The organism is Insolitispirillum peregrinum (genome assembly GCF_900156605.1).
Taxonomy (GTDB): Bacteria; Pseudomonadota; Alphaproteobacteria; order Rhodospirillales; family Rhodospirillaceae; genus Insolitispirillum; species Insolitispirillum peregrinum.
Map to the genome: position 1 here is coordinate 263,386 of NZ_FTOA01000004.1, position 20,939 is coordinate 284,324.

19 protein-coding genes are annotated in these 20,939 nt (G+C 63.9%); 10 read left to right on the forward strand and 9 right to left on the reverse strand.

Going from position 1 to position 20,939, the window contains the following annotated elements; translation table 11 throughout:
- Nucleotides 1-50 precede the first annotated feature (50 nt).
- Nucleotides 51-986, forward strand: coding sequence for a UDP-2,3-diacylglucosamine diphosphatase (locus tag BW995_RS12220; RefSeq protein ID WP_084194806.1), 936 nt, complete (start codon nt 51-53; stop codon nt 984-986).
- A gap of 24 nt (nt 987-1,010) precedes the next feature.
- Nucleotides 1,011-2,060, forward strand: a complete 1,050-nt coding sequence (locus BW995_RS12225; RefSeq protein WP_076400680.1) for a glycosyltransferase family 4 protein — start codon at nt 1,011-1,013, stop codon at nt 2,058-2,060.
- Between the two features lie 13 nt (nt 2,061-2,073).
- Here the strand turns inward: BW995_RS12225 and gpt are convergent, their stop codons facing one another.
- Nucleotides 2,074-2,565, reverse strand: a complete 492-nt coding sequence (gene gpt, locus BW995_RS12230; RefSeq protein WP_076400681.1) for a xanthine phosphoribosyltransferase — start codon at nt 2,563-2,565, stop codon at nt 2,074-2,076.
- 215 nt (nt 2,566-2,780) lie between these two features.
- Between gpt and BW995_RS12235 the strand changes: the two genes are divergently transcribed.
- Nucleotides 2,781-4,382, forward strand: a complete 1,602-nt coding sequence (locus BW995_RS12235; protein ID WP_076400682.1) for a gamma-glutamyltransferase family protein — start codon at nt 2,781-2,783, stop codon at nt 4,380-4,382.
- Nucleotides 4,383-4,564: 182 nt separating this feature from the next.
- Here the strand turns inward: BW995_RS12235 and BW995_RS12240 are convergent, their stop codons facing one another.
- From BW995_RS12240 to BW995_RS12255, 4 genes are all read right to left on the reverse strand, one after another.
- Nucleotides 4,565-5,755 (reverse strand): DNA polymerase IV, encoded by a 1,191-nt coding sequence (locus tag BW995_RS12240; protein WP_245821429.1) that lies wholly within the window; start codon nt 5,753-5,755, stop codon nt 4,565-4,567.
- A gap of 3 nt (nt 5,756-5,758) precedes the next feature.
- The gene (locus tag BW995_RS12245; RefSeq protein WP_076400683.1) at nt 5,759-6,400 is read right to left on the reverse strand and encodes an SAM-dependent methyltransferase; all 642 of its coding nucleotides are present in this window, start codon (nt 6,398-6,400) and stop codon (nt 5,759-5,761) included.
- A gap of 74 nt (nt 6,401-6,474) precedes the next feature.
- Complete coding sequence (gene recQ / locus BW995_RS12250; RefSeq protein ID WP_076400684.1) at nt 6,475-8,292, reverse strand: DNA helicase RecQ; 1,818 nt, start codon at nt 8,290-8,292, stop codon at nt 6,475-6,477.
- Nucleotides 8,293-8,341: 49 nt separating this feature from the next.
- Nucleotides 8,342-10,801 (reverse strand): ATP-binding protein, encoded by a 2,460-nt coding sequence (locus tag BW995_RS12255; RefSeq protein WP_076400685.1) that lies wholly within the window; start codon nt 10,799-10,801, stop codon nt 8,342-8,344.
- A gap of 259 nt (nt 10,802-11,060) precedes the next feature.
- Here BW995_RS12255 and BW995_RS12260 point away from each other — a divergent pair, with 259 nt between their 5' ends.
- Nucleotides 11,061-11,879, forward strand: coding sequence for a substrate-binding periplasmic protein (locus BW995_RS12260; protein WP_076400686.1), 819 nt, complete (start codon nt 11,061-11,063; stop codon nt 11,877-11,879).
- The gene (locus BW995_RS12265) at nt 11,876-12,499 is read left to right on the forward strand and encodes a DapH/DapD/GlmU-related protein (RefSeq protein WP_076400687.1); all 624 of its coding nucleotides are present in this window, start codon (nt 11,876-11,878) and stop codon (nt 12,497-12,499) included. The genes BW995_RS12260 and BW995_RS12265 overlap by 4 nt, the downstream gene beginning before the upstream one ends.
- Before the next feature lie 58 nt (nt 12,500-12,557).
- Here BW995_RS12265 and BW995_RS12270 read toward each other — a convergent pair whose 3' ends face one another.
- Together BW995_RS12270 and BW995_RS12275 are read right to left on the reverse strand one after the other, a co-directional pair.
- On the reverse strand, nt 12,558-14,078 hold the full coding sequence (locus BW995_RS12270; protein ID WP_076400688.1) for an acetyl-CoA hydrolase/transferase family protein: 1,521 nt from the start codon (nt 14,076-14,078) through the stop codon (nt 12,558-12,560).
- A 187-nt stretch (nt 14,079-14,265) separates the two neighbouring features.
- Entirely contained in the window at nt 14,266-14,556 is a 291-nt protein-coding gene (locus BW995_RS12275; protein ID WP_139332887.1) for a 4a-hydroxytetrahydrobiopterin dehydratase, read from the reverse strand.
- A 156-nt stretch (nt 14,557-14,712) separates the two neighbouring features.
- Here BW995_RS12275 and BW995_RS12280 point away from each other — a divergent pair, with 156 nt between their 5' ends.
- A complete protein-coding gene (locus BW995_RS12280) occupies nt 14,713-15,123 on the forward strand; it encodes a metallopeptidase family protein (protein ID WP_076400690.1) in 411 nt (136 codons plus the stop codon).
- A gap of 110 nt (nt 15,124-15,233) precedes the next feature.
- Nucleotides 15,234-17,657, forward strand: a complete 2,424-nt coding sequence (locus BW995_RS12285; protein ID WP_076400691.1) for a Lon protease family protein — start codon at nt 15,234-15,236, stop codon at nt 17,655-17,657.
- A gap of 6 nt (nt 17,658-17,663) precedes the next feature.
- On the opposite strand, the gene BW995_RS12290 is transcribed toward BW995_RS12285, so the two are convergent.
- Nucleotides 17,664-18,344: an SOS response-associated peptidase gene (locus tag BW995_RS12290; RefSeq protein WP_084194808.1), complete on the reverse strand. Its 681-nt coding sequence runs from the start codon at nt 18,342-18,344 to the stop codon at nt 17,664-17,666.
- 38 nt (nt 18,345-18,382) lie between these two features.
- Between BW995_RS12290 and BW995_RS12295 the strand changes: the two genes are divergently transcribed.
- The 3 genes from BW995_RS12295 to BW995_RS12305 all read left to right on the forward strand — a co-directional run bounded on the left by BW995_RS12295 (nt 18,383) and on the right by BW995_RS12305 (nt 20,292).
- On the forward strand, nt 18,383-19,123 hold the full coding sequence (locus BW995_RS12295; RefSeq protein ID WP_076400693.1) for an SDR family NAD(P)-dependent oxidoreductase: 741 nt from the start codon (nt 18,383-18,385) through the stop codon (nt 19,121-19,123).
- A gap of 115 nt (nt 19,124-19,238) precedes the next feature.
- The gene (locus tag BW995_RS12300; RefSeq protein ID WP_076400694.1) at nt 19,239-19,703 is read left to right on the forward strand and encodes an Rrf2 family transcriptional regulator; all 465 of its coding nucleotides are present in this window, start codon (nt 19,239-19,241) and stop codon (nt 19,701-19,703) included.
- A gap of 16 nt (nt 19,704-19,719) precedes the next feature.
- The gene (locus tag BW995_RS12305) at nt 19,720-20,292 is read left to right on the forward strand and encodes a flavodoxin family protein (RefSeq protein WP_076400695.1); all 573 of its coding nucleotides are present in this window, start codon (nt 19,720-19,722) and stop codon (nt 20,290-20,292) included.
- 323 nt (nt 20,293-20,615) lie between these two features.
- On the opposite strand, the gene BW995_RS12310 is transcribed toward BW995_RS12305, so the two are convergent.
- Nucleotides 20,616-20,813 (reverse strand): hypothetical protein, encoded by a 198-nt coding sequence (locus BW995_RS12310; RefSeq protein WP_076400696.1) that lies wholly within the window; start codon nt 20,811-20,813, stop codon nt 20,616-20,618.
- Nucleotides 20,814-20,939: the final 126 nt, after the last annotated feature.

Genomic DNA, 20,939 nt, shown 5'->3' on the forward strand with positions numbered 1-20,939 from the left:
GTTCCAACGCCGCCCCTGGGGAGAGACGGCTCGCTGGATCGGGGAACAGGATGAACGCGCTTTCCTATCTTGTGGGGGCCAGTCCCTCAGCGACCCTTATACCGCCCGTCACCGGCACGCCCAGCGGGCAGACAGCCGACGGGCCGCCTTCGGTGCCGCCACTGGTGCCCGATGGGCGCGAGGATGACGACCAGCCGGACGGCACCGCCGAGCATCGCTATCGCACCGTGTTCCTGTCCGATATCCATCTTGGCACCCGTGGCTGCAAGGCCGAATTCCTGCTCGACTTTCTGCGCAGCGTGGACAGTGAAACCCTGTATCTGGTCGGCGACATCATCGACGGCTGGCGTCTGCGCCGCAGCTGGTACTGGCCGCAGGCGCATAACGATGTGGTGCAAAAGCTGCTGCGCAAGGCGCGCAAGGGAACGCGGGTGCTGTATGTCCCCGGCAACCACGACGAATTCGCCCGCGACTACGTCGAAAACGATTTCGGCCACGTCCGCCTGTTGCCCGAAGCCATCCATCAGACCGCCGATGGCCGCCGGTTTCTGGTGATCCACGGCGACCAGTTTGACGGGGTGGTGCTGTACGCCAAATGGCTGGCCCTGCTGGGCGACAGTGCCTATACGCTGGCCCTGACCCTCAATCACTGGTTCAACCTCATCCGCCGCCGCTTTGGCCTGCCCTACTGGTCGCTGTCGCGCTACCTGAAGCACAAGGTCAAGAACGCCGTCAGCTTCATTGCCAAATACGAAGGCACCATGGCCGATGAAGCCCGGCGGCGGGGACTGGACGGGGTGGTGTGCGGCCACATTCACCACGCCGAGATTCGCGACGTCAACGGCATCACCTACTGCAACGATGGCGATTGGGTCGAAAGCTGTACCGCTCTGGTCGAACATTTCGACGGGCGGCTGGAAATCCTCGACTGGACCAAACTGCGCGCGGGCAGCGATGTTGCTGCGCTGGCCACTGCCGGGGCCTGACCCCGCCACACACAGGAGCCCACCATGCGTATTCTGCTGGTTTCTGACGCCTGGATGCCGCAAGTCAACGGCGTGGTGCGAACCCTGGCCACCCTGCGCGATCACCTGACCACCCGCGGCCATGCAGTGGAGATGATCACCCCCGACCGTTTTCGCACCGTTCCCTGCCCCACCTATCCGGAAATCCGGCTGGCGATCCTGCCCGGTCGCTCGATGGCGCGGATGATTGATGCGGCGCGCCCCTGCGCCATCCACATCGCCACCGAAGGCCCGTTGGGGCTGGCGGCGCGGTCTTATTGCGTCCGGCGCGGCATTCCGTTCACCACCGCCTTTCACACCAAGTTTGCCGACTACCTGCACGCCCGTACCCGAATGCCGATTCGCTGGTCCTATCGCGCCCTGCGCTGGTTCCATGGCCCGGCCCAGGCGGTGATGGTCGCCACTCAGGGCATCGAAGATGAATTGCGGGCGCACGGCATCGGCAACATCCGCCGCTGGACCCGTGGCGTCGATACCGCCCTGTTCGCGCCGCAGGACAAGACCCTGTACGCCGACCTGCCGCGACCGGTGTTTCTGTATGTCGGGCGGGTGGCGGTGGAAAAGAACATCGCGGCCTTTCTCACCCTTGACCTGCCGGGCAGCAAAGTGGTGGTCGGCGATGGTCCCCAGTTGGCCGAGCTGAAACGGCGCTATCCGGCGGTGCATTTTGCTGGCGCCCGCCATGGGCAGGACCTCGCCCGCCACTATGCTTCAGCCGACGTGTTCGTCTTCCCCAGCCTGACCGACACCTTTGGGCTGGTGGTGCTGGAAGCGCTGGCCTGTGGCCTGCCGGTGGCGGCCTACCCGGTCGCCGGGCCGCAGGACGTGGTGGCCGATCAGGACCCGGCGGCGCCGGTGGCCGTCCTTGACCACGATCTGCGCGCCGCCGCGCTGGCCGCCCTCGAGCTGCCGCCGGATCGCTGCCGCCAGTTTGCCGAACACTGTTCGTGGGACCGCTCGGTCGACCAGTTTCTGGACAACCTTGCCCCGTTCCCCCCGGACAGCGCCTTCGGCCCCCCGCAGGCGGCAGCATGACCCGCTTCTGCCTTTACCCGCGCCGACGGGCCAGCGGCTCGTTCGGCTGCAGCTCGCCATCCCACGGGAACAGCAGCCACATGTCCTGCGGCACCGGCACTGCATAGGTATCGACCGCCGGTTCGCCCTTCGGCTTGGCGTAAACGGTGGCAAGGTGCGCCTTGGGGATGTGCGCCTTGACCAGACGGGCCGTTACCCCGCTGTCAACCAGATCGTCAATGATCAGCCAGCCTTCCCCGTCACCAACCAGCGCACGGTCAATGTCCTTGGCAATGCGGGGTTCGCCCTGCACCCGGTCGTCATAGGAAATGATGCTGATGCTGTCGACCACCCGCAGGTCCAGTTCACGGGCAATGATCGACGACGGGATCAGGCCGCCACGGGTGATGGCAATCACCCCCTGGAACGGGCCGATGTCCATCAGCTTGTGCGCCAGCATGCGGGTGTCACGGTGGAACAGTTCCCAGGCGATGGGCAGGTAACGGTTGGCGGTGTAGTCAGTCATGATTGTCTCATCTGCGGGGAAAAACGAAAAAAGGGGTTTGCCACGCCCTTTTCGGGGGACGCAAGGAATTTTCGTGCTTGTCCAGAAGGCTTCCATTCTAAACAATGGCGGCAAATTCGGAAGCCTGTCTGTGAACCACCGCGCAGACGGCTTGCACCCCCCCCTGATCCGACCGGCTTTCAGCCTGAACGATCGTCAGAGGATAGCCTACGCCAATGCTGCACACTGTTACTGCTCCGCGCGGCATGATCGCCGCCCCGCACCATCTGGCAGCTCAATCCGGGCTGGACGTTTTGCGTGATGGTGGCAACGCCATCGAAGCAATGGTAGCAGCGGCAGCGACAATTGCCGTCGTCTATCCCCACATGAACGCGCTGGGCGGGGACGCCTTCTGGATCATCCATGAACCGGGCCGCCCGCCGATGTCGATTGACGGTTCGGGCGCGGCAGGCAAGGCGGTCGATATCGACCTGTTCAAGAGTCAGGGCTTCAGCAGCATTCCGGCCACCGGCCCGATGGCCGCGATCACCGTTGCCGGGGCGGTGTCCAGCTGGCAGTCGGCGCTGGAAGTGTCGCAGAGTCGCTGGGGGGGCTCGCTGTCCCTTGAACGATTGTTAGGCGATGCCATCACCTATGCCCGCAGCGGCTATGCCGTTTCGGCCGCCCAGCGCCGGACGACCGTCCGCCTGAAGACCGCCCTTGCTGCCCTGCCCGGATTTGCCGACCACTTTCTGGCCGCAGGCGAAATCCCGGATGAAGGGTCGGTACAAAAGAATCCGGCTCTGGCCGAGACGCTCGGCTATCTTGCCCGCCATGGACTCGACGATTTCTATCGTGGCGAGGTTGCCCGCCGCATCGCCGCCGACCTTGCCCGTATCGGCAGCCCGCTGAAAGGCGAAGACATGGCCCGCCACCGGTCGGTGCGCCGCCGCCCCTTGTCGCTGCCCCTGCCCGGCGTCACCCTGTTCAACGCCCCGCCGCCGACGCAGGGGCTGGCCTCGCTGATGATCCTCGGCCTGTTCGAGCGCCATGCCAGCGCCGCCCCCGACGCCGACAGCTTTGAACACCTGCACGGGCTGGTCGAAGCCACCAAGGTGGCCTTCAAGGTGCGGAACGCCCACATCACCGACCCGCTGTACATGAGCGTTCACCCGACCACCTACCTGAACGACCATGTGCTCGACAAGCTGTCGGAAGAGATCAGCCGCCGCACCGCCGCGCCGTGGCCCGCCGCCCTGCGCGATGGCGACACGGTGTATCTGACCGCCGCCGACAGTCAGGGCCGGGTGGTCAGCTTCATCCAGTCGATTTACCATGGTTACGGCTCGGGGATGGTGCTGCCGGACAGCGGCATCCTGTGGCACAACCGCGGCCATGCCTTCTCCCTTGATCCGCGCAACGTGCAGGCGCTGGCACCGGGCCGCAAGCCGTTCCACACCCTGTCGCCGGCGCTGGCGAAATTCCAGGATGGCCGGGTGATGGCCTATGGCACCATGGGCGGCGATGGCCAGCCGCAGACACAGGCGGCGCTGTTCACCCGCTATGCCCGCTATGGTCAGAGCCTGCAACAGGCGGTCACCGCTCCGCGCTGGGTGCTGGGCAAGACGCTCGATGGCGGCAAGCAGCACGACCTGAAGGTCGAAAGCCGGTTCGATCCGGCGGTCATTCAGGCCCTTGGCCGTGCGGGCCATGACGTGTCGGTGCTTGGCCCCTTTGAGGACATCATGGGCCACGCCGCCGCGCTGGTGCTGCGCCCCGATGGCTGGCTGGAAGGTGCCGTTGATCCGCGCGGGGATGGCGTGGTGGCGGGGTTTTAACAGGACACGACCGTAAGGTAACAAGGGATGTGGAGCGCTGCTCCACACCTCGCTGGGGCCAGTCAGCCCCAGACCCCATTCCGTTGACTTAAAAGAAAAAATGGTGGTCCGGGGCCGGAGGCCCCAAATGAACGTCCGGGGCCGGAGGCCCCGGGCAGGTGCGGACAGCAGTTCACATTGTTTCACTGACCGTCGTGTTCCCTGCACGAAAACAGGTCCGGGGGATCGGCCAGCGCCCCGTCAACCAGCGGCTCGGCTCCGATGCCGATCAGGCGGAACAGGGTGCCATCGGCTTCCCGCTCCAGCAGCGGACGCACCGCCGTCAGCAAGACTCCGGCCTGTTGCGAGGGTGTCGGCAGCCGCAAATGGCGGCTGCGCAGCTTGAAATCCCGGCTTTTCAGCTTCAGAACCACCCCGGCGGCGGCCATCTGGTGGCGGCGCAAGCTGCGCTCCACCCGCTCGGCCAGCGGGGCCAGTGCGGCCAGTAAATCGGCCGGGCGGGACAAGTCCTGCTGAAAGGTGGTCTCCGCCGAGATCGACTTGCTTTCCCGCTCGGGCGTCACCGAGCGGTCATCCTGCCCGCGCGCGATCCGCCATAACCACCCGCCATGGGCACCGTAGCGGGTCTTCAGCTCCATCTCGCTGACCTGCTGCAAATCGCCGATGGTGGTAAAGCCGTCCCCTTGCAGACGCCGCTCCATCGCAGGCCCGACGCCATGAATTGCCCGCACCGGACGCGGAGCCAGAAAAGCCACTGCCTCGGCCCGCCCGATCACCGAAAAGCCGCGTGGCTTTTGCAGGTCCGAAGCAGTTTTAGCGAGGAACTTGTTATAGCTGAGACCAACCGACAGCGAGATGCCCACCTCCTGCTCCACCCGCTGGGCGATATCGGCCAAAGCCTCGGGGATGTCTTCGCGGTGGGACAGGTCAAGATAGGCTTCATCCAGCGCCAGCGGCTCGATCAGGCTGGTGACCGAGTGCAGGATGCGGTGGATATCAGCCGACACCCGGCGGTATTTGCCATGGTCGGGCCGCACGATCACCGCCTGCGGGCACAGCTCGCGCGCCTTGTACATCGGCATCGCCGACCGGCAGCCGTATTGGCGGGCCAGATAACAGGCGGTCGCCACCACCGAACGCGGATCGGTGCCGCCGATCAGGATTGGCTGATCGCGCAATTCGGGCCGGTCACGCTTTTCAATCGAGGCATAAAAGCTGTCGCAATCGACATGGGCAATCGCCAGATCGCGCAATTCAGCATGCCAGACCACCCGCCCACTGCCACAGGTCGGGCAGCGGGACGGGGCGCAGGCGGCATCAAAAGCCTCGAGACAATCCCGGCACAGGGCCGGAGCCAGCGCGCTCACCGTCACCCATCACGCCGGACGGCGGGCCACCAGTTGGACGGTGGCGGCCAGCCCCTGATGCAGCGGACCTTCGTCCAGCAGCGGCACCGCCTCGTCCAGCAGGAGGATGTCAGCCCCGGCAAAGTCGGCGCGCAACTGGTCGGCAGTGTACAGCAGGCTCAGGTCCCTGGGGCCGCCGCTGCTGTGCGCCAGTTGCTCGGGGCGGAAGGCTTCGAGAATCACCAGACCGCCGGGCCTGAGCGCCGCCAGCATCTGCCGGTGCGCCGTTGCCCGCAGCGCAGGCGGCAGGTGCAGGAACACCGACACCACCGCATCGAACGTGGCCTGCGGCCAGTCCCACGTCGCCAGATCGGCACAGGTGGCCTGCAAGGTCACCTGCCGTTCCAGCGCCAGTTGCAGGGCCTTTTTCACCCCTTCGGGCGAGGCGTCAACACTGCTGACCATCAGGCCGTTTTGCGCCAGCCACACGCCATTGCGGCCTTCGCCATCGCCCACCGCCAGCACGCTCATGCCGGGTTTCAAGCGGGAGGACTGAGCGCACAGAAAGGCGTTTGGCCGGGTACCATAGACGTAGTGGTGCGCCCCAAAGCGTTTGTCCCAAAAGGCTCCCGGATCGGTCAGGGACGGGTCAACCAGTGGTGCAGAGGTCATGGCAGCGGCTCCAGTGTGCAGCATCGTCCGGGGAGAATACCATCACCAGAACGAAAAGGGAACAATCGGACCGGTTATTCCGCCGCCGTGCGGTCGGTCGTTTCCCGCACCACCGCCAGAAAGGCATCCCCATAGCGCGCCAGCTTGCCCGCACCGACGCCGGGCACCCGTGCCATCTCGTCGGTATCACGGGGCCGCAGGCGGGCGATCTCCACCAGCGTGGCATCATGGAAAATGACATAGGGCGGAACACCCTGCTCGCGCGCCAGCTCCATTCGGCGACCGCGCAAGGCATGAAACAGCGCCTCGTGGCGCGGATCGTCGAAGCTGACCTGCCGCCGCTCGCCCTTGGCCGCCCGGCTGCGCGCCGCCGGGTCCTTGCGCAGCAAAACCGGCTGTTCACCGCGCAGGATCGGCCTGACCTCGGGGCTGAGGCGCAAGGCGCCGTGGCCTTCGACATCGACCACCACATGGCCCAGCGCCACCAACTGGCGCAACACCGATTGCCATTGATCCTTGCCCAGATCGGCCCCAACACCCCACGTTGGCAGGCGCTGATGGCCCAGCGAACGGGTGCGCTCGGTCTCGGTGCCGCGCAGCACGTCAATCACATGGCCGCTGCCATAGCGCTGGCCGGTGCGGTAGATCGCCGACAGGGCCTTTTGCGTTACCTGCGTGCCGTCAAACGTTTCGACCGGCTCCAGACAGGTGTCACAGTTGCCGCACGGCTCGCAGGTGTCGGCAAAGTATTCCAGCAGCACCTGACGGCGGCAGCGGGCGGTTTCGCAAAAGCCGAGCAGGGCATTCAGCTTGCGGCGTTCAATCGCCTTGATCTCGTCGGGGGCCTCGGAGCCTTCGATCATCTGGCGAACCTTGGCCACATCCTGCAGGCCATAAACCATCCACGCATCCGACGGCAGCCCGTCGCGCCCGGCGCGGCCGGTTTCCTGATAATAGGCTTCCAGCGATTTCGGCAGGTCCAGATGGGCGACAAAGCGCACGTCCGGCTTGTCGATCCCCATGCCAAAGGCAATGGTGGCGACCATGATCAGCCCTTCTTCGCGCAGGAATTTGGACTGATTGGCCGCGCGCACATGCTTGTCCAGCCCGGCGTGGTAGGCCAGAGCCTCCAGCCCCTGTTCCCGCAGCCAACCGGCGGTTTCTTCGACCTTGTTGCGCGACAGGCAATAGATGATCCCGGAGTCGCCGGGGTGCTCCTCGCGGATAAAGCGCAGCAACTGGGCCTTGGGATTGTCCTTCAGGCCAATGCGATAGCGGATGTTGGGACGGTCAAAGCCGGAAATGAACTGCGCGCCATCGGTCAGATGCAGGCGCTCGACGATCTCGCGCCGGGTCGGGCCGTCGGCGGTGGCGGTCAAGGCCACGCGAGGAACGCCCGGAAAGCGATCGGCCAGCGTTGCCAGTTGCAGGTATTCCGGGCGGAAGTCGTGGCCCCACTGCGACACGCAATGCGCCTCGTCGATGGCAAACAGGGCCAACGGGCAGCGCGCCAGATTGTCGAGGAACGCCGGTTGCAGCAGCCGTTCGGGGGCGACATAGACCAGATCGATCTCACCGGCCCGCATCGCCCGCTCGATCTCGACCACCGCCCCAAAGGAGATGGTCGAATTGATCGCCGCCGCCTTGACCCCCAGTTGCCGCAGGGCTTCGACCTGATCCTGCATCAGGGCAATCAGCGGGCTGACCACCACCGCCACCCCGGACCGGCACAAAGCAGGAACCTGATAGCACAGGGACTTGCCGCCGCCGGTCGGCATCAGGACCAGCGCGTCACCGCCCGCAATCACATGGTCGATAATGTCGCGCTGAGGACCGCGAAAAGACTCGTACCCAAAGACCGAGCGTAAAATGGAAAGGGGATCGTCCACCATGGGCCGCAGTTATAGGGCAAGTTGGCAGGCGGGGGAACGGCTATTTCGGTCAGGAGGGCAAAGCCGATGACAGGCGCTTTTTGGCTTCGACCAGACAGTTGACCACACTGGCCACCTCGAACGGCTTGCACAGGTAATCGTCAAAGCCCATGCCGCGCGCCTGGGCGATGTCCTGTGCCCGCACATTGGCGCTGATCGCCACCATCATCACCGTCTGATAGTCCGGCATCTGGCGCAGGCGCTGGGCCACCACGTCGCCGGTCACATCCGGCAGGTTGATGTCGATCATCACCAGATCAGCCAGATGATCCACCGCCCAGCCCAGAGCCTCGCTGCCGGTGCTGACTGTCACCAGTGTTACCCCGCCGACCACCGCCAGCAGGTCCTGCATCAGTGCCTGATTGGCCGGATTGTCTTCGATATACAGCACCTGCAACGGCGTGCCGTGGCGCAGGATGGCCGTTTCGGTGCTCCACCATCCCATCTCGCCATCGCCCATTTTGCGCGGTGTCCAGCCAGCGATGGATGCCGCCGTCAAACGCGGAATGGTGAACCAGAAATGGCTGCCTTCGCCCTCGGTACTGGTGACGCTGATGCTGCCGTTCATCGCCTCGACCAGCCGGCGGGTGACCGCCAGCCCGACTCCGGTGCCTTCGGCGGCCTGACTGGAGGCCAGAACCCGGTGGAACGGGTCAAAAATCTTCGGCAGGTGATCAACCGGGATTCCGATGCCGTTGTCTTCGATGCTGATTGTCAGGTGCGATACCCCCTGTTCGCGCAACCGCAACCGCACCATGCCGCCACTGCGGTTGTACTTGATCGCGTTGGACAGCAGGTTGATGACGATCTGCTTCAGCCGGACCCGATCCCCCAGCACCACCAGCACTGGCACATCGCCCGGTGCCGGCGGCACGGGCTGCTCATCCAGAAACATCTGAATGCTGCGTTTTTCGGCCAGTGGCGCCAGCATGTCGAGGCATTCGATGGCCAGCGCCGCCATGTCGAGCGGCTCGGAAGACAGGTCAAGATGTCCGGCTTCGATACGGGCCAGATCCAGCACCTGATTGATCAGCCCCAGCAGATGATCGCCCGCATCGATGATGTGCTGGACATACTGCGTCTGTGACGGATCAAGCGGTTGCGCCCGCGGCAACAGCAGCAACTGGGCAAAGCCGAGAATCGCATTCATCGGCGTCCGCAACTCATGGCTCATGTTGGCGAGAAATTCCGACTTGGCGGCGTTGGCCCGTTCGGCCTCGCCATAGGCCAGACGCAGTTTCTCGGCGTCGTCGTATTGCCGGGTGATGTCGTGCCCGGTACCGCGATAGCCCAGCACCTTGCCGGTTGACGACAGGAACCGCTTGCCCGCAATCGCCGCCCGCAGGTGGCCACCATCTTTCAGGTGCAGCATCACCTCGAACGTCAGCCGCGACTGGCTGTGCACAATCTGTCGTCGCAGTTCCGGCCAGGCAGGCGAAATGACCGTCACCACCCCCATCTCGATCAGATCATTCAGTGAACGACCGGCAACGCTTTCCCAGCTGAGGCCGGTATGGGCCAGAAAGCGTTCCGAGATGATGGTCAGCCGCCCGTTGTGGTCACTTTCCCAGAACCAGTCAGACGACACCTCGGCCAGATCACGAAAGCGGTTTTCGCTGATGCGCAGGGCGTTTTCGATGGTCCGCCGTTCACCAATCTCGCGGTGCAGGTGGCGGGTTCGCTCATCCACCCGGCTTTCCAGATCCTCGTTGATCAGACGCAGGCTGTCTTCGGCCCGGCGGCGGGCGATCAGCTCCAGCTCGGCAGACCCGATCAGCCGGTTGAACGATTCCACCAGATAGCCGATCTCGTCACTGTGATGCCCCGGAGGAATCCGGATTGGGCGCAGACTGTCCCCCGGCTCGGGCGGGATGTCCTGCAAATCGTCAACAATGCGTTCGACCGGCAACAAGGTGGTGCGCAGATAAACCCAGGTCAGGATCGCGCACAGCAGGACGGTCTGCACCATCATCAGCGCCAGCCCCAGCAGCACCCGACCCAGAAAATCCTCGCCGCCGAGGGCGGGCGAAACCGTCACTTCCAGATAGCCGACCGGCAGCGGCTGGTTATGGTACAAGGGGCCAAACAGCGGGCGGCTGATCTGATAGTCCTCACCCAGCAACAGGCGCAGAATGCCCAGCGTCCAGCCATCGGGCATCTGAGGCTCATGCAGCTTGGCACTGGCCAGCGTGTCGTGGAAATCACTGACAATCCGCGCCTCGGCGACCGGATTGCGCAGGGACAGGCCATCCACCACACTGGACGCCAGCCCGGTATCGATCGAATAGGCCGCCATCGCTGCCGACGGCATGGCCGCATCCACCAGATGATTGACGGTGCGTTCGATGTTCACCAGCTGGTTCTGTTGATCCTGCCACCCCTGAAACAGGCTGAGTACCAGTCCGACGACCAAAGCCACCATGGCGGTCCGCCGCAGGAACGTATGGAGCAACTTGCGTTTGAGGCGCATCCGGAAGGCTCTCCGCTGTTCGGGCTGGCCCAGGGGTCAATGCAGGATGTTTGCATTGCCCATTGTGTTCGCAAGATTGGGATTTTTCCAGAGAGAACCATTTTCTCACGGCCCGATCTGCGATATGGTCCCAGGAAGAGATTATGGCTCGCTGGCAACACGAGCCATAAGGAGCACGTTCCGTAACAGCTTTTTCCCTGGTGAACCAGAGCCCACCGCACCGGAAAAGGCTCTGACCGCAGGCATGAGAGATACGCCCATGGCGTGGTGGATCCACCGCTGGAGAGCCGCCTTCGGAATCCTTGCCGCCATCCTGGTGGCAGGAGGCCTGTTTGCGGCCTGGAACACCGGCGCCTCGGGAGAAGCCATGCGGCCAGCTGCCGTGGCCGGGACCGCGGGCACCAGCGGCAAGGACACCTCTCCCCGGCCCATCCAGATGCTGACCCTGTTCTGGCCCCCCTACACCGGCGAAGCCTTGCCCTATGGCGGTGAAAGCACCCGTATCCTGCGATCGGTCTTTGAGCGCGAAGGCATCCCGGTCGAAGTCGGCTACGTGCCCTGGCCGCGGGCCCTGACCATGTTCCAGCAAAAGCAGGCCGACATCCTCTATCCCGAATACGCCGAACGGGCCGGGCAGGACGGTTGCCTGTTGTCGCAGGCCTATCAGGTAACCTCGCTGTCCCTGGTGGAACGGCGCGACATGCCACTGCGCTGGAATCTGCTCAGTGACCTCAGTTCCTATACGCTGGGAGTGGTGCGGGGCTACATCAACAGCCCCGGCGTTGACGCTCTGGTTCGCACCCATCGCCTGCAGGTGGAGGCCGACAACAACGATACGACCAATATTCGCAAGGTCGCTGCTGGCCGCATTGATGGTGCCTTCATCGACCCACAGGTCTACCGCTATTTGATGGAGCAGGACGTCAGCCTGCAGCCACTGCGCGATCTGGTTCGTCTGGGCGGGAAATCGGTGGCCCTCCGCACCCTGCATGCCTGTTTTCAGGATACCGAACGGGGTCGCCATCTGCGCGACATCTTTAACCGGGCCATCACCGAACAGGCATCAGACAAACAATGATCCCCCCCCTCATCGCCCTGCTGGGCTGGAGTGATCAGGCTCCACAGCTGTTGGCCCTGTTGCAGCGGCTGGGATCACCGGCACAGATGGTCATTGACGACAGTCCCGAAGCCCGACAGGCCATGGCAGGGCAGATGATCGTCCAGAGCGCCGAACGTGCCCTGCACCGCCACACCCCGGCCACCCTGTGGCTGGTGAACGGCTGTTCCACCCTGCCCGGCGGGCCTGCCCTGCAGCGGCGGGCCGCCTATGCGCCCTACCGGCAGGCCGGATTCTGCTTCCCGGCAATCGTTGCCCCCGAAGCTCTGGTGGCGGAAACGGCAGAGGTAGCCGAAGGGTGCCAGATTTTCGCCGACGCCATCGTGCGTCCGGCGGCATCGCTGGGCTTTGGCGTTGTGCTGGGGCGGGGGGCCATTGTCAGTGAACACAGCCACCTTGCCGACCATGTGCTGGTTTCGGGCAGGGCCTGCATCGGTGAACAGGTTCACATCGGCGAAGGGGCCTTTATCGGCGCAGGCTGCACCATTCTGGACGGAGTGGTGATCGGGGCGCGGGCCATCATTGCCCCCGGAGCACTGGTGCAGAGCGATGTTCCGGCAGTCCACATGATCACCGGATAAGACTTTCTGAACACCGCATCCCGGATGCAGGCACCATCCGGGATGCGGCAGGACAGCGTTACTCGGCGGCCTGCGTGGCGGCGACAGGCTGCATGCTGCCCTGATCGCGCAGGCGCTGATGCAGGAAAAAGGCCTTGTCCAGCATATGCGGCGTCTGACCGCCGACAGTGCGGGTGGCTTCGGCGACGTAATCGGCGATTTCGTCGCGGTAGGACGGATGGACGCAGTTGGCAATCACCACCTTGGCCCGTTCCCGTGGGGCGAGATTGCGCAGATCGGCCAGCCCCTGTTCGGTGACGATGATGTCCACATCGTGCTCGCAATGGTCAACGTGCGTCACCATCGGCACGATCGACGAAATCCTGCCGCCCTTGGCCACCGACTTGGTGACGAACACCGACAGATAGGCGTTGCGGGCAAAATCGCCCGAGCCGCCGATGCCGTTCATCATCTGGCTGCCCATCACATGGGTCGAATTGACGTTGCCATAGATATCGGCCTCAAGGGCGGTATTGATGGCAATCAGGCCCAGACGACGGATCACTTCCGGGTGGTTGGAAATTTCCTGCGGCCGCAGGATCAGGCGGCTTTTGTACTTGTTGATGTTGCGCAGCACCGACTCGTGCTTGTCCGCCGACAGGGTGATCGACGAGCCCGAGGCATAGGTCAGCTTGCCGCAGTCGAACAGGTCAAAAGTGCTGTCCTGCAACACTTCCGAATACATGGTCAGGTCATGGAAATGGCTGTCGCCAAAGCCATGCAGCACGGCGTTGGCAATCGAGCCGATCCCGGCCTGCAACGGCGCGAGGTTCAGCCCCAGCCGACCGCGCTTGACTTCATTGTCAAGGAAGCCGATCAGGTGATTGGCAATCGCCTTGGTTTCGTGGTCCGGCGGCTCGATTTTGGCGGTCGAATCCTTTTTGTCGGTGATCACGATGGCGGCAATGCGCGACGGATCGACCGGGATATAGGGCAGACCAACGCGCGAACGGGTATCGACCACCGGGATCGGCTCGCGGTACGGGCGGCGGGTCGGGATATAGATGTCGTGCAGACCTTCCATTTCCTCGCCCATGGTGATGTTGATTTCAACAATCACCTTTTCGGCCAGCATGGCAAAGGTCGCCGAGTTACCCACCGAGGTGGTCGGAATGATGCCGCCGTTTTCGGTGATCGCCACCGCTTCGACAATCGCCACATCCAGCGGCCCCAACTGGCCCGAGCGCAGCAGCTCCACCGTTTCCGACAGGTGCTGGTCGACGAACATCACGTTGCCGGCGTTGATTTCCTTGCGCAGGGTCGGGTCGGCCTGAAACGGCATCCGGCGGCGGGTGACCTTGGCTTCAGCCAGCGTCTTGTCCAGATCATTGCCCAGCGAGGCCCCGGTGATCAGGGTGATCCCCAGCGGTTCGCCTGCCAGCGCCCGGTCGGCCAGCGCCATTGGCACCGCCTTGGCCTCGCCTGCACGGGTGAAGCCCGACATCCCGACCACCATGCCGTCGCGAATCAGCATTGCCGCCTGTTGCGGGCTGACCACCTTGGACCACAGGGTTTCGTTTTTGATGCGCGAACGGTACATGCGACAGGCTCCACGAAACAAAATTTCGCAACATTAGCGAAGAGTGAAATGATGCATCACATTCACTAAAGTGCACTGCAACATGGTGTGATATTTCGACATGCAGCCATGCGTTTACAAAACAAAGGCCCCAAAGACCACCGGACTCATCAACGCATGGCACCATGCATTTTACGCATAAAGGCCGTCAGCGCGGGGCAAATGTATCAATCTCTTCGGCCATCTGCACATCGCGCATCGACAGACCGCCAACATCGTGCGAGGTCAGAATCAGCTCTACCCTGTTATAGAGATTATATATTTCCGGGTGATGATCCCGCCGCTCGGCCAGCAGTGCCACCTGTGTCATGAAAGCGAACGCCTGTTTGAAATCAATGAAGTGGAACCCCCGTTTCAGAGCTTGTCGCCCGGAGACAGGTCGCCACAATGGCAGTCTTTCCGCTAGGGAAGCTCGCTCAATGGGAGACAACAAAGCCATCACCCGCACTCCTTTTCGTGCAGTGCACCATCAGCGACTCATGCGTTTTGTCGCCAGCCATGCGGTCAGTATAGCGCAAACGGGAGGAATAGCTTGCTGCAACCGGGGGCCTGTGTATCCTGACCAGCCTTTCTCCAGACAGCAGGATCGCCCGCCATGAACGACAGCTCCCTTCCCTCGTTCGGCCACGCCCCCTCTGCCGCCGATCTGGACCGGCTGGCCCGCGCCGCGCTGGCCTCCATCCCGGCCCCGTTTGCCGATCACCTGCCCCACATCGTGATTCAGGTCGAGGAATTCCCCGACGACGAGCTGCTCGACGAGATGGAGGTCGAAGACCCGTTCGACATCACCGGCCTGTATCAGGGCATTCCGGTCGGCGAGCGCACCCAGGCGCTGGCCACCCAGCCGGACATGATCTTTCTGTTCCGTCAGCCGCTGCTGGCCGAATGGTGCGAAACCGACCAGACGCTGGAAGAAATCATCACCCACTTGATTGTTCATGAAGTCGGACACCATTTCGGATTGAGTGACGACGACATGGAGTATATCGAAGACAGCGCCGACTAGAGCAAATCCCGAGCAGATGGCTTCATCTGCGACGACGTATTTGCTCAAAATACACGTCCCACCTGCCATACCTTTCGCCTTGATACCCCTGTCCTTGATACGGTTTGTCCATGACCTTTGCGCCTGTTGCCCCCCTTGCCGCCGAACACCTGTACCATGTCGTTGATCCGGCCCTGTTGCCCTATCAGCGCAGCGATCAGGCCGAGGCGATCACTCATCCGGTTGGCCAGTCCCGTGCTGTCGAAGCGGTCCGCTTCGGGCTGGGGATGACCGGCGAGGGGTACAACCTGTTCTGCATGGGGCCGGAAGGCACCGGCAAGGCCAGTCTCGTCCGCTCGTTCGTCACGGCCGCCGCCGCCCAGCGGTCGCAGCCGGAAGACTGGTGCTATGTGCACAACTTCACCACCCCGGAAAAGCCGCGCGCGCTGGCCCTGCCTGCCGGAACGGCGCGCGCTTTTGCCAAAGCGATGGATTGCCTGATCGAGGAGCTGCGCCACGCCATCCCCACCGCCTTTGACAGCGACCAGTACCGCGCCCGCCGCCGGGCGATCGAGGACGAGTTCAAGGCCCGGCAGGAAGCCCTGATTGACGCCCACCGCGACACGGCCAAGGGGCGCGACATCGCCCTGATGCGCACCCCGATGGGGCTGGCGCTGGCGCCGATCCATGAGGGCGAGGTGGTCAGCGCCGACGACTTTGCCAACCTGCCGGAAGAGCAGCAGGCCGAGTGGAAGGCACGGATGCAGGGTCTGCAGGACGAACTGGAAAACGCCCTGCGGCAAGTGCCGCGCTGGGAACGGGAAAAGCGCGAGCAGGTCCGCACCCTCAACAAGGAAACTGCCGACGCGGCGGTCAGCCACCTGATCGACGACCTGCAACAGGACTACGACAGCGCCTCGCCCGCCGCCGCCTATCTGCGGGCGGTGCATGATGACGTACTGGAAAACGTCGGGGCCTTCCTGCCCGATGGCGACGACGACAAAAACAACCCGATGCTAAAGGCGGCCAACGAAGACGGCCCGTTCCGCCGTTACAAGATCAACGTGCTGGTCAGCCACGACGACAGCACCGGCGCGCCGGTGATCGAGGAAGACCACCCGATCCAGCCGAATCTGGTTGGCCGCATCGAGCACCGCCAGCAGTTCGGCGCGCTGGTCACCGACTTCAACCTGATCCGCGCCGGAGCCCTGCACCGTGCCAACGGCGGCTTCCTGATTCTCGAGGCCCGCAAGCTGCTGACCCAGCCGTTTGCGTGGGACGACCTGAAGCGGGCGTTGCGCAAGCGGGAAATCACCATCGAGGCCCCCGGCAGCTCGTGGGGGATGTGGTCCACCCAGGCGCTGGAACCGGAAGCGATTCCGCTGGACGTGAAGGTGATCCTGCTCGGTGAGCCGTCGCTGTTCTATCTGTTGAGCGAGATGGACGCCGATTTCCGCGAGCTGTTCAAGGTGGTGGCCGACTTTGATGTCGATATGCCGCGCGAGCAGCAGACCCTGCACGACCTCGCCCTGCTGCTGGCCGACATGGCCAGGCGCAAGAACCTGCGCCCGCTGGGGGCCGATGCGGTGGCGCGGGTGATCGAATACAGCAGCCGCCTGAGCGAGGACCGCGAAAAGCTGTCCACCAACATGGGCGAGCTGGCCGATTTGCTGCGCGAAGGCGATTATATGGCGGCGCAGGCTGGGGCCTCGCTGGTCAGTGCCGAGCACATCCGCGCCGCCATCCGGGGCCGCGAACGCCGCGCCGACCGCATCCCGCTGGCGATGCAGGAGGAAATGGAGCACCACACCATCCGCATCGTCACCGACGGCGACGCGATCGGGGAAATCAACGGACTGGCGATTCTGGAAGCCGGGCCAACCATCTTTGGCAAGCCGTCGCGCATCAGCACCCGTGTCCGCATGGGCCGGGGCGAACTGATCGACATCGAACGCGAGGCCGAACTGTCCGGGCCGCTGCATTCCAAGGGGGTGATGATCCTGTCATCGTTCCTCGCCTCGCGCTTTGCCGAGGACCAGCCGCTGCCGATTCACGCCACCATCGTCTTTGAACAGTCCTATGGCATGATTGACGGCGACTCGGCATCGTCCACCGAACTGTATGCCCTGATGTCGGCGCTGTCCGGGATGCCGATCCGCCAGTCGCTGGCCGTCACCGGCTCGGTGGACCAGTTTGGCCGCATTCAGGCCATCGGCGGCGTGAACGAAAAGATCGAGGGCTTCTTTGACCTCTGTCAGGCACGCGGCCTGACCGGCCAGCAAGGGGTATTGATCCCGGCCAGCAACGTCCGCCATCTGATGCTGCGCGAAGACATCGTGGCCGCCTGCGGCAAGGGTCTGTTCCACATCTATCCGGTGGAAACCATTGATCAGGGCATCGAGCTGCTGACCGGCGTGGAGGCCGGAACGCTCAGTGCCAGCGGCGAATGGACGCTGGGCAGCATCAACCGCGCCATTGCCGCCAAGCTGTCGCTGTGGGCGCGCAAGCAGCGCGAACTGGACGCCGGGGGCGATGGCCGTCGGCGGGACAAGTAACCCCCGTTATAGCAACCGCCCCTGCGCTGGCAGTGGAACCGGCGCAGGGGCGGCATGTAGCATCCCCGAGTGTGGCCGTAACACACCCTGCGCCTGCGCAAAGGGATAAGGCCCCAGCCATGCGTCCGCCGCCTGCGCATCAGGCAGGAACACCGGCATCCGATGATGAATCTCGGCCATCGCGCCGTCTGCCGCGCAGGTCAGCAGGCAAAACCGCTCGCCGCCGTCCCACAGGGCGGCTGCCAGTAATGGCCCCTCCCCGTCATGCGGGCCGACATGGTGCAGGCGTTTGTCGTCGCCCTGCCACTCGTCATAGCCAGCCATCGGCACCGCTACCCGTTGTTCCAGCCAGCCCCGGAACAGCGGCTTGTCGCGCAGGGTTTCGCTGCGGGCGTTGATCACCGGCTTCTGAGTCCCCGACGTATCCCCCCACGCCGCCAGCACTCCAAAGCGCAACAGCCGGAACTGCCCCCGGCTGCCGATCACCAGCGCTGCATCGGTCGGGCGCACCAGCGCGGGCACCGGCGGCAGTGGCCCGGACAACCCAAAGCGCCGCCGCAGGGCGTCCTCGGGGATCGACTGGGAAAAGCGCGAGCAGATGGCGGGGGCTCCTGTGACAGGCTGGCCTGTTCTGGGAGGACTCCCCCCCGAGAGCAGTTTCCTTGCCGGTGATATTGGCGTACCAATGACGGCAGGATAGCCTTTTTCAGTGGAGCGACAAGGCCGTGAGCACTTCTCCCAAGACCGTTGTCATCACCGGAGCCAGCAAGGGCATCGGCCAGGCCACCGCCCTGCGGTTCATGACCGAGGGATGGCGGGTGATCACCTGCGCCCGAGGCCCGGTTGATGCCTCGGTACCGCGCACCGAACACTGGCAGGACCACCTTCTGGCCGACCTGACCGACAGCAGCGGCGTCGAAGCCTTTATCCGCGACGTCAAGGCAGCGCTCGGTGGCCAGCCGCTGCACGGGCTGATCAACAACGCCGGGATCAGCCCGAAGACGCCGTTCAAGGAACGCCTCGGCATCCTCAACGGCCCGATTGAAGGCTGGCGGGAGGTGTTCGAGCTGAATTTCTTCGTGCCGCTGCGGCTGGCGCGCGGGCTGGCCTCGGATCTGCACAAGGCGCGCGGCTCGATCGTCAACATCACCTCGATTGCCGGGCACTACGTTCACCCGTTCGCCGGGTCAGCCTATTCGACCTCCAAGGCGGCCCTGTCCGGCCTGACCCGCGAAATGGCCGCCGAGCTGGCCCAGCTCAACATCCGCTGCAACGCCATCGCACCGGGCGAAATCAAGACCGAGATGATCAGCCCGGAATACGAAGCGCTGATCCCGCGCATCCCGCTCGACCGCATGGGCACCCCCGAAGACGTCGCCGCACTGGCCTTCCGCCTGTGTTCGGACGAATTCAGCTATATCACCGGTACCGAGATTTTCGTCACCGGCGGGCAGCACCTTTACTAGGGGGTAAGTCCGCGACAGACTGTTTCCCCCATGGCAACAGTCTGTCGCCAAAAGGTCACCAACCAGCGCCGCAGGCTGGATTGACAATTGTAACTGATGTGGTTACATATACGCCATGAGCAAGAACTGCCGCTTTGCCTTTGCCGTCCATGTTGCCGCCGTGCTGGCGCTGACCCCGGATCAGCCCTGCACCTCCGACTGGCTGGCGGGCAGTGTCAACACCAACCCGGTGGTGATCCGCCGTATCCTGTCCACCCTGGCCAAGGCCGGACTGGTGCGGTCGGTGCGCGGCAGTCAGGGGGGAGCGATGCTCAGCCGCCCGCCCGAAGCCATCACCCTGCTCGAGATTTCCCGTGCGGTTGATGACGACGAGCCGGTGGCCCTTCACCCCCAGACACCCAATCCCGACTGTCCGGTCGGGGCCTCCATCGTCCCGGTCCTGCGCGAGGTGATCACCCGCGCCGACGCGGCCCGTGCGGCCGTGCTGGACCAGACGCGCCTGTCCGATGTGGTTGCCGCCATTCACCGCGCGGGCAACTGCGAGGCCGGGCCGGGAGGCGTCCCCCTCTTCCTTCTATGATTTCTGCGGAGCAATCATGACCAGCGTTGCCATCGTTTATCACTCAGGCTTCGGCCACACCGCCGCCATCGCCGAGTCTGTTGCCACTGGCGCGCGCAGCGTCGCCGGCACCGACGTCCACCTGATTTCGGTCGAAGAGTACGAAGCCAAGGCCGCCGTCCTCGACGCCGCCGACGCGATTGTCTTTGGCTCGCCGACCTACATGGGCTCGGTGTCGGCCAAGTTCAAGGAATTCATGGATGCCACCTCCAAGACCTGGTATGGCCGTGGTTGGGCAGACAAGATCGCCGCTGGCTTCACCGTTTCGGCCAGCCAGAGCGGTGACAAGCTCGCCACCCTGATGCAGCTGTCGGTGTTCGCCGCCCAGCACGGCATGGTGTGGGTCGGCAACAGCATCCTGCCGGGCAACAACAACTCCAAGGGCAGCGTCGAAGACCTCAACCGTCTGGGCAGCTTCCTCGGCGCGATGGCGCAGGCCAACGCCGACGAAGGCGCCGACGTCACCCCGCCCGCCTCGGACCGCAAGACCGCCGAACTGTTCGGTGCCCGCGTCGCCGAGTCCGCCGCCCGCTGGCTGCGCGGCAAGTAAGCCTACGCTAAAGCAAATCCCGAGCAGATGGCTCCATCTGAGACGAGGTATTTGCTGAAAATACAAGATATTAGAGCATTTGAAGTGATCCAGAGAGAACGGAAAATGCTCTAAAGGGGGATGGCAGGCTGCCGCCTGCAACCGCTTGGGGTAAAGCTCCCCCAAACCCCCATTTTTTCTTTTATGATCAAAGGAATGGGGTCCGGGGCCTTAAGGCCCCGGCGAGGTGTGGAGCAGCGCTCCACGATCCTTCCTCGACCATGAACAACGCCCCCGTGCCAAAGGCCGGGGGCGTTGTTCATGGTCGAGGAAAGGGGCTGCGCTCAGGCAGCGGTGCGGAAATTCGTGGTGGCATCCTGTTCGCTCAACGCTGCGCGGGCGGCCAGAGCCGGTTCCAGCACATCGAGCATCGACAGGCCATCGCGGCGCATGACGGCACGCACAATGGGGTCACTCAGCATATCGGCCAATTCAGGTTCATGGCCGGGGTTTTTCCACAGGTCCGGGGCGGGCATGGTCATGGTCCTCGTCTCAGGCAGTGGGCGGCGCGCCCATCCTGCGCGCACTGATACTGTCTTCTATTAGCAAGGTCGAATGACCGTTTGATGGTCATTTGATGGCAGAAAGAAGACAGAGGCCCACCGCCT

What these genes read in the sequence shown, in the direction of transcription:
- BW995_RS12220 (WP_084194806.1), top strand. Translation starts at nt 51, where the DNA reads ATGAACGCGCTTTCCTATCTTGTGGGGGCCAGTCCCTCAGCGACCCTT.
- BW995_RS12300 (WP_076400694.1), top strand. Translation starts at nt 19,239, where the DNA reads ATGAGCAAGAACTGCCGCTTTGCCTTTGCCGTCCATGTTGCCGCCGTG.
- BW995_RS12245 (WP_076400683.1), bottom strand. Translation starts at nt 6,400, where the DNA reads ATGACCTCTGCACCACTGGTTGACCCGTCCCTGACCGATCCGGGAGCC.
- gpt (WP_076400681.1), bottom strand. Translation starts at nt 2,565, where the DNA reads ATGACTGACTACACCGCCAACCGTTACCTGCCCATCGCCTGGGAACTG.
- BW995_RS12255 (WP_076400685.1), bottom strand. Translation starts at nt 10,801, where the DNA reads ATGCGCCTCAAACGCAAGTTGCTCCATACGTTCCTGCGGCGGACCGCC.
- recQ (WP_076400684.1), bottom strand. Translation starts at nt 8,292, where the DNA reads ATGGTGGACGATCCCCTTTCCATTTTACGCTCGGTCTTTGGGTACGAG.
- BW995_RS12265 (WP_076400687.1), top strand. Translation starts at nt 11,876, where the DNA reads ATGATCCCCCCCCTCATCGCCCTGCTGGGCTGGAGTGATCAGGCTCCA.
- BW995_RS12285 (WP_076400691.1), top strand. Translation starts at nt 15,234, where the DNA reads ATGACCTTTGCGCCTGTTGCCCCCCTTGCCGCCGAACACCTGTACCAT.
- BW995_RS12305 (WP_076400695.1), top strand. Translation starts at nt 19,720, where the DNA reads ATGACCAGCGTTGCCATCGTTTATCACTCAGGCTTCGGCCACACCGCC.
- BW995_RS12310 (WP_076400696.1), bottom strand. Translation starts at nt 20,813, where the DNA reads ATGACCATGCCCGCCCCGGACCTGTGGAAAAACCCCGGCCATGAACCT.
- BW995_RS12235 (WP_076400682.1), top strand. Translation starts at nt 2,781, where the DNA reads ATGCTGCACACTGTTACTGCTCCGCGCGGCATGATCGCCGCCCCGCAC.
- BW995_RS12275 (WP_139332887.1), bottom strand. Translation starts at nt 14,556, where the DNA reads ATGGCTTTGTTGTCTCCCATTGAGCGAGCTTCCCTAGCGGAAAGACTG.
- BW995_RS12225 (WP_076400680.1), top strand. Translation starts at nt 1,011, where the DNA reads ATGCGTATTCTGCTGGTTTCTGACGCCTGGATGCCGCAAGTCAACGGC.
- BW995_RS12280 (WP_076400690.1), top strand. Translation starts at nt 14,713, where the DNA reads ATGAACGACAGCTCCCTTCCCTCGTTCGGCCACGCCCCCTCTGCCGCC.
- BW995_RS12260 (WP_076400686.1), top strand. Translation starts at nt 11,061, where the DNA reads ATGGCGTGGTGGATCCACCGCTGGAGAGCCGCCTTCGGAATCCTTGCC.
- BW995_RS12270 (WP_076400688.1), bottom strand. Translation starts at nt 14,078, where the DNA reads ATGTACCGTTCGCGCATCAAAAACGAAACCCTGTGGTCCAAGGTGGTC.